Annotated in this window: 5 protein-coding genes; 4 read left to right on the top strand and 1 reads right to left on the bottom strand. The window is 37.7% G+C overall.

Features of this window, described 5'->3' with window-relative positions; all coding sequences use genetic code 11:
• The first annotated feature begins 129 nt into the window (after positions 1-129).
• The 4 genes from ACJMMI_RS02835 to ACJMMI_RS02820 all read left to right on the top strand — a co-directional run bounded on the left by ACJMMI_RS02835 (position 130) and on the right by ACJMMI_RS02820 (position 7,361).
• On the top strand, positions 130-2,211 hold the full coding sequence (locus ACJMMI_RS02835) for a dockerin type I domain-containing protein (RefSeq protein WP_405353322.1): 2,082 nt from the start codon (positions 130-132) through the stop codon (positions 2,209-2,211).
• A gap of 130 nt (positions 2,212-2,341) precedes the next feature.
• Entirely contained in the window at positions 2,342-3,685 is a 1,344-nt protein-coding gene (locus ACJMMI_RS02830; RefSeq protein ID WP_405353319.1) for an esterase/lipase family protein, read from the top strand.
• 13 nt (positions 3,686-3,698) lie between these two features.
• On the top strand, positions 3,699-4,178 hold the full coding sequence (locus ACJMMI_RS02825) for a deoxycytidylate deaminase (protein WP_405353316.1): 480 nt from the start codon (positions 3,699-3,701) through the stop codon (positions 4,176-4,178).
• Between the two features lie 690 nt (positions 4,179-4,868).
• Positions 4,869-7,361: a hypothetical protein gene (locus ACJMMI_RS02820; protein ID WP_405353313.1), complete on the top strand. Its 2,493-nt coding sequence runs from the start codon at positions 4,869-4,871 to the stop codon at positions 7,359-7,361.
• 231 nt (positions 7,362-7,592) lie between these two features.
• On the opposite strand, the gene ACJMMI_RS02815 is transcribed toward ACJMMI_RS02820, so the two are convergent.
• Positions 7,593-8,453, bottom strand: coding sequence for an EamA family transporter (locus ACJMMI_RS02815; RefSeq protein WP_405353310.1), 861 nt, complete (start codon positions 8,451-8,453; stop codon positions 7,593-7,595).
• Positions 8,454-8,759 lie beyond the last annotated feature (306 nt).

Raw genomic sequence — 8,759 nt, 5'->3', positions numbered from 1 at the left:
TACGAAAATCTCCAGTCATTTTATTGTATTCGTTCATCTACAATCGTCTACATATGTATTCGATTGTAGATGAACGTATTCATGTTAATTTTCGCATGGTTCATAATAGGTTTCAAGACGTGGATTTATTTGACGGTTACTGGAATACAGTCGAATGCCTCAAAAAATGTTTCAACATTAGTGAACGATTCGTCATCAACACTTCCTGAAAAATCTGTAAAGTATGTAAGTTTAGGAGATAACCACAGTGCAGCGATAACAAAAGACGGCAGTTTATATATGTGGGGATACAATCGTAACGGACAACTTGGAGATGGTACAACGATTGACAGTTATATGCCAAAAAAAATAATGGAAAATGTGGTAATGGTAAGTCTTGGCAGTTCACATAGTGCAGCTATAACAAAGGACGGAAGTCTTTATATGTGGGGATATAATGGATGGGGAGAACTTGGAGATGGTACAACTTCAGAAAAACATGTTCCGAAAAAAATAATGGAAAATGTGGTAACGGTAAATCTTGGTGGATCGCACAGTGCAGCGATAACAAAAGATGGAAGTTTATATACTTGGGGAGATAACTGTTGGGGAGAGCTTGGAAACGGTTCAGCAAATTATAGTACCAAACCACAAAAGATAATGGAAAATGTTGTAACGGTAAGTCTTGGCGGATCGCACAGTGCAGCAGTAACAAAAGACGGAAGTTTATATACCTGGGGATATAATTGTTATGGACAACTCGGCGACGGAACAAATTCATATAAAACTAAACCTCAAAAGATTGCAACAAATGTAAGTAAAGTAGAACTCGGAAATTATCATAGTATAGCTATATCTAAGGACGGAGGACTGTATGCATGGGGAGATAATGCAGAAGGTCAATTTGGCAATGGTACCCAAAATAGTAGTTTAGTACCTGTAAAAATAATGAGCAATGTTGTAGGCAGTGTTGCGGGATATAATCATACACTTATACTAAAAAAAGACGGTACTTTATATACTTGTGGTCAAAACGGTTTCGGTCAGCTCGGTGACGAAACCTATACAAATAAATTATCACCTGTTAAAATCAGCATTTACGACCGTATTCCTGTATTACACAGCATAAAAGAACCGCTTGTTTCGGTAGGTGCGTCATCAACTCAACGAACAGCGAAATTTACGGGTTACAGCGCAAACGGTATCTATAACTTCTATTCGGTAAAGAATAAAAATGCCGATAAACTTTTGACTGATGATAATATTTTATATGTAGATCAGGTAAGGGCAGATGCAAACGGCAATATAAATGTAACTTACAATGCAAAAGCCGATTGTGTTTCGCCGTATGAATTTGTGGCGAGCATTACGCAAATCGACATCGGTAACGCAGAGGTAACCGCAGAAAGCCTTACTTACAACGGAAAAATGCAGACTGTTGAACCTGTTGTAAAAGTAAACGGCTATACATTATATAACGGAATTGATTACAAATTGACAGGTGCATATGAAGCAAAAGATGTGGGCGAATATACATATACAATAATCGGTCAGGGCGACTTTGTTGGATATATTACAAAAACTTTTACAATTAATCCTGCCGATGTAAATAATTGTGATACATCAAGCATTAGTGCAAAGGCATATACAGGTACAGAAATTCAGCCTGATGTAGAATTAACAATGGATAACGATACACTCAAGAAAGATGTTGACTATACAGTTGAATATCAGAATAATGTAAATGCAGGTATCGGTATTGTTGTTATTAAAGGTATGGGCAACTACAGCGGAAGAAAAGTCTGTTGGTTTGACATTACCAAATGTGATATTTCTAAAATAAACATTACAATTCCGATTTGCGCATACTACGGAAAAGCTGTTATTCCGGAAATGTTTATCGAAAACAACGGTGTTGCTCTTGTTAAGGATAAAGATTACACCGTAACATTTAAGAATAACGATTCTGTAGGTACTGCAACCGCTGTTATTACGGGTATCGGAAATTACAGCGGAACAGTCGAAAAAAGATTCCAAATCAGAGAACCGTTCGGCGATGTCGATATGAACGGCAAGATTGATGTAAACGATGTAACAATAATTATGGCATATAATGTTGAGTTAATGAACTTATCGAGCGAGCAGTTAAAATTTGCAGATGTTAATGAAGATGGCTATGTGGATGTTTCAGATGCAACTTTGATTCAGCAGTACATTGCAGATTGCATTTAATATAAATGTTAAGTCATAGGTAATACAAAAGCGGTCGCAATATGTGACCGCTTTTGTTATGCTGTAACGCAAGTTTTACTTTTTGTTGCAATTTTTGTGTGTGCGTGTTATTATAAAAACAGGTGATTTAATGAAAAAATCTAAGGTGTTTACATTCTTTTACAGGGTGTTGCTTAGTATTGCACTTATGATAGGCATTAATTCGATGCTGATTTCGGTGGTGTTTGACAAATGGTACTTGTCATTTGTCGGTATATTGCTTTTTGTGCTTGCAAATGTTTTTCCGTCTGCCGCAAAGGGTGGCTATCCGTCATTCAAGTTCAGAATGATTGCACACGGCAGTGAGCTTTTATTGCAATTTTTGATTACAACTCTGCTTTCAAGCGGAATTTATGTTTACTCAGCATTTTATATGCTGCCCGACAGCTGGATAAAATGGGGAATATCCCTTGGCTGTGCGGTGTTTGCGGAATTTGTTTTGTTCTGGAACGGCATAATTTCCGTTTACTGCTCATCGGTTCAGCTTGGCATTAAGCACAGAGTAATCGGCTTGCTGTGCGGATTTATTCCGATTGCAAACCTCATTTGCCTTGGCATAATTATAAGAATTACCATGCGAGAGGTTAATTTTGAGATTGAAAAGGTACAGCTTGACAAAAGCCGTGCCGATGAGAAAATTTGCAAAACAAAATATCCGATTTTGCTTGTGCATGGGGTGTTTTTTCGTGACAGTGCTTACTTTAATTACTGGGGCAGAGTGCCTGCCGAGTTGATTGCGAACGGTGCTGAAATTTATTACGGCAACCACGAGTCGGCATCATCTGTTGATGACAGTGCAAGAGAGCTTGCCGAACGAATTAAAAGTATTGTAGCTGAAACAGGCTGTGAAAAGCTGAATATTATTGCTCATTCAAAGGGTGGGCTTGATTGCAGAAAGGCGATTGCCTGCTACGGCGTTGAAGATATGGTGGCAACGCTGACTACAATTAATACTCCGCATCGTGGCTGTGGCTTTGCCGACTATCTTTTAACAAAGGTTTCTCCTGATATTAAAAATAAAATTGCCCTTGCCTACAACACCGCACTAAAAAAATTCGGTGACAAAAGTCCTGACTTCATTGCGGCGGTAACTGACCTTACACAGGAAAAATGTAATAAATTGAACGCCGATATATCCGACTCGCCAAAAGTATATTACCAAAGCTTTGGTTCTAATCTTAATAGGGCAGGCAGCGGAAAATTTCCGCTTAACTTTTCGTACAACCTTGTAAAATATTTTGACGGTGCGAATGACGGACTTGTTTCGGAAACTTCATTTCCGTGGGGTGAGAAATATACATATATTACCACAAAAGGCAAAAGGGGTATTTCTCACGGCGATATGATTGACCTCAACCGAGAGAATATCAAAGACTTTGACATAAGAGAATTTTATGTACAGATACTTGCAGACTTGAAAAAATCAGGTTACTGATAAGGAGGATAAGATGAAGAGAAAAGACTATATTTCCTGGGACGAATACTTTATGGGTGTGGCTATTTTAGCGTCAAAACGCAGTAAAGATCCTAACACTCAGGTGGGTGCGTGTATTGTTGACAACAACAATATCATTCTTTCCACAGGCTACAACGGCTTTCCTTTTGGCTGTTCAGATGATGATTACCCTTGGTGCAGAGATGGCATTGACACAAAGTACAACTATGTTGTTCACGCAGAGCTAAACGCTATACTCAATGCAAGAGGTAATAATTTAAAGGGTGCAAGACTTTTTGTTGACCTTTTTCCATGCAATGAATGTGCAAAGGCAATTATTCAGTCGGGCATTGCCGAGGTGGTTTATCTTTACGATAAATATGCCGACAGCAGTGCAACTATTGCGTCAAAAAGGATGTTGCAGTCGGCAGGAGTAAAATGCCGTCAGTTTACCTCAGATAAAAAGAGCCTCTCTATTGATTTTGAAAAGTAAAGCTTGATGAAAGTAATTAGGGTAGGTTATGGTTTGTAACGGTCGGGAAGTTTTTGCTTGAATTAGCACAGACTTTATACTCGGACATAAAAATTTGGTCAACCTTTTTCAAAGGTTGTGGGTGTGGGCAAAGCCCACAAATACTTTTCTCTTATACAAAGCTTCGATAGCCAAACAGCCTGCTGTTTGGCGGCTTGAATACAACGGCGAAAGCCTTATAATTGCGACAGCAACACAAAAAACATTATTCTTTATAATTTACTAATGAATTATTTCTTATTAAAAGGCTGTCGCCTGTTTTTTCAAACCTTGCTTTAGCACACAAACAGCGTTGCTGTTTGTGCCATATGAACTGTTATGAAAACAACTTTATTTGGGCGTTGCCCAAACCTACGAGCCTTTAAAAAGGCTCGACCTAAATTTTTTATTATTTATCCGCAGCTTTTTTACTAAAACATAATAAACAGAACCGAAAATTAAATTTTACAATTCCCAAAATAAGTCGAGTCTAAAAAGCTCGGCTTATTTTTATGTTCACAAAATTTAGTTATAAAATCATTGATTTTCAAAAATATTTACAAAAAATATTTTGAAATAAATTGTAATTCTGTCCCGATTTTGTCATAGTCTGTCTGATATAATTTAGACATAGAAAAACAACAAACCATTTCTATTAAAGAGGTGCTTACTATGAAAAAGACAAATCAAACAGGTTCAATTAAAAGAAGACTTATCGCAATCGTTCTTTCCGCAATCACTGTTGCATCTTTTGGTTCGGCTACTTTAGTTTCAGCATCAGCCGCCACAAGCAACACTACAATCAATGCGGCAGTTAATATGAGCACAAGCAGAGCAATAGCAAATAAAGTTGCTAATATTGACGCAAAAAAAACCGCTTATTCTGTAATTACATCAGGTCTTGAAACCGTAATAGGCAAAATTGTAGACACTAATATTTTTGCGGGCATTATAGTAAACGGTTTGTTCGGAGGCTTTAAAAGTATTTATGAAGCCGATGAGGAATCACCTTCTACTCAGGATATTTTAGATACCTTGCAGATGCTTTCAAATCAGATTGAAGCAAACCACGAAAAAGAGCTTACAGAGCTTAACCGAGGTTTTCTTAATCAGAGCATAGACGGCTATCTTGACAGCTACAGAGTGCTTAAGGGTGCTAATAAAAATGTATTGGCGGCTTTGTCAGAAATCAAAGATGTTGATAATTGCTCGGTTGAACTTTGCAACAAAATAATAAAAATGACAAACGATTACTCAGACTTTGAGGCTGCCTTTGACAAAATGTCATCTTATTTATCACCTGACTCAACCTCTGAAAAATCCTTGCTTGACAAATACATCGAGTATATGAAAACCAAAACTACCGACCCTTTGGTTATTAAAGAAAACGCAGAACAGTTTGCAAATTTGGTTGCCGGTCAGTATGTGCTTGCTTATACAATAAAGTTGACAGGTTACTCTGCAGAGATTAAAAAGGTTGAGATTGAAAATGAGATCAAGCCTGATGACAGCGACTACATAAAAACTAAAAAGCAGAAAGCCATTGACGATATTATAAACAGTAATAAGGGCATTGTAAAGTCAATGACTGCTACTGATTTGAAAAATACCGTTTACAGCGTAACTGAATTTAAAAACAGCCTTGATTCCCTTGATTTTGCTACAGTTACTGTTGACGGCAAAGACAGCCATTATTATTCATTACTTGACGCTTGGGTGGCTGCTGTTAACAGCAACGGAAAAGCAACCGTAACATTAAATCAGGATATTAAAACCGGTGATTTTGCAAGCATCGAGCACCTTACTACAGGTACATCTCAGTATTGCAAAAACGGTGCTTTGTTGCTTAACAATGCCGAAAGTGAAATTACACTTGATTTAAACGGACATACTTTATTAAACGAAAACGGCGAGGCAATTTTAATTAATAACTGCAAATCATTCAAGGTGACATCTTCTGCCGATAATAAAGGCACATTCAGCGGTATTAAGGCTGAGGGCGACATTTCAAATAAAAGCACTGTTGAATTAAATAATATCGCATTCAACGGCGGATTTGACACAGCTGTTTGCGCTGACGGTTCAGTTTATACACTCAACATAAATAATTGCACATTTAAAAATTACACCGATTCGGCTGTAAAGCTTTATAATAAAAATGATACACAGAGGTATGCAAATATTAATAACTGCGTATTTGAAAACAATTCAGGAAGCAACGGCGGTGCTGTTAATAATGACTCTTTTATGCTTGAGGTTAATAACAGTACATTAAATAACAATACTGCGACTTCAAACGGCGGTGCAATTTATTTTGATTCACATCTTTATTTTATGGATGACAACCATTATATGATAATAGGCAAAGCCTCCCTTAATAATGTAAAGCTTAAGAATAACTCTGCAACAGAGGGTGGAGCGTTATTTGTTAAATATGAAAATGATGACGGAAAAATTGATAATTGTACATTCGCCAATAACAATGCAAAGTCAAACGGCGGTGCTATTTGCAGTAAGGGAAAAACATATATATACAACAGCAATTTCTTAGACAATTACGCATCGGGCGACGGTGGTGCAGTTTGTGTAAAATCAAATACATCAGCAAGTTTTAATAACTCCGGTTTTAGCAACAATAGATGTGACGGTGACGGCGGTGCGGTTGCTTTATGGTCACACACAGACGCTAATTTTTTGAATTGTGATATAAAAAGCAATTCAAGCGGTGGCAACGGCGGCGGTGTTTATTTCGGAGCAATAAGCGATCCGAGCACACAGCATCAGCTCAACAATGTTACAATTACAAACAATACCTGTGGTAAAGAGGGCGGCGGAATTTATTGCAACACTCAGGCTTTTGCGGCAGGCGATGTAAACCTTTACAATGTAGTTATAATCAAGGACAACCACAAGGCTAACGGCACAGACTCAAACGCAAGAATGGTATATGCTGCGGCTAAAAAGGCAGTGTTCTATGTAAGATCAAGCTTTAACCTTAACAACTCATACATTGCAGTGTCATCAAACAGCAACAATACAGCAGTAGTATCACTCAGCAGCAGCCGCAGTGAAAGCTACTCAACACAGGCAAACCCATTCCATGCAGACGGTGGCAGCCTTGCAAGGGGTAAGATTTATAACGGTACAGTTTACTACTATAACTAAATAATAAGTTTTTCATAATTGATACACCACTTTATAAATTCCAACAAACAGAGCCTTTGACTTTCTACGGTCAAAGGCTCTGTTTGTGGTTCTTAATCAATAGTCGGGGTAAATTATGGTTTAGCTACGGTCGGGAAATTTTCTTTGAATCAGCACAGACTTTATACTCGAAAATAAAAATTTGTACTGATTTAAGCAAAAGTTACCCGACCGTTGAAAAGCCTAATTTATTCATATCAGCATAACAAGTGTGCCTGCAACTATGAGCAATAGTCCGAATGCGGATTTTTTGGTAAGTCTTTCTTTAAATACTATAAATGAAAAACCTATTGATACTAAAATGCTTAGCTTGTCAATCGGCACAACCACACTTGCAAGTCCGTCCTGCAATGCTTTGTAGTAGCAAAGCCACGATGCACCTGTGGCAAGTCCCGAAAGGCAGATAAAGCCGAGTTCATTTTTAGGTATTTCTTTAAGCGTGTGAGCCTTGCCCTTGATTAATACAATAAGAAATGTCATTACAAGCACAACGCAAGTTCTTATTGCAGTTCCGAGGTTTGACTCAACATTGTCAATTCCTATCTTGCCGAGAATTGCGGTAAGGCTTGCAAAAACGGTTGACAGTATTGCATATATAAACCAGCCTCTTTTTTGCACCTTTTCTTCGGAATTTTTCTTCTTTTCAATCATCAGAAAAGTTCCTGTTCCGATAAGTATAACCGCACACACCTTGAAAAAAGTCAGTTCTTCGCCAAGAAAAATAAAGGCGAGTATGATAGTAAGAATAGTGCTCGATTTGTCGATTGGCACAACCTTGTTTATGTCGCCAAGCTGTAGTGCCTTAAAGTAACAAAGCCATGACGCACCCGTTGCGAGTCCCGATAAAATTAAAAATATCCATGTCTTTGCACTCAGAGTAGAAATTGTTGGGGCAGAGCCTGCAATAAAAACCATAAGCCACGAGAAAATCAGTACAATTATAGTGCGAATGGCGGTGGCGGCGTCTGAATCGGTTTTTTTAATTCCGCATTTTGCAAGTACAGCAGTTATTCCCGCAAAAAAAGCCGAGCCAAAGGCAAACAGTATCCACATATTTATTACCTTGCTTTCGTTGTAGTTACTATTTGATTATACTATCTGTATTTTAACAATACAAGCCGTATTGTAAAGATTAAGTAAAAAGCTCTCAGCAGTTAAAATTGCCGAGAGCGTTATAGCAATAAACCTTTGATAAATTATGACTTTTATTACGAGAAGATAGTTCGCTAAATAATAATTTCTTTGTTCCCGACAATAACTTAGTAATGGTCGGGAATTAAAAGCTTTGAGATTGCCTATGCTTTCTGCTCGAAAATAAAAATTTGGTCAACCTTTTTCAAAGGTTGTGGGTGTGGGCAA

Origin of the sequence: Ruminococcus sp., from assembly GCF_045129435.1 — a bacterium.
GTDB lineage: Bacteria > Bacillota > Clostridia > Oscillospirales > Acutalibacteraceae > Ruminococcoides.
Note: the sequence above shows the minus strand (reverse complement) of the source record. Positions and strands in the feature narration are given on the sequence as shown.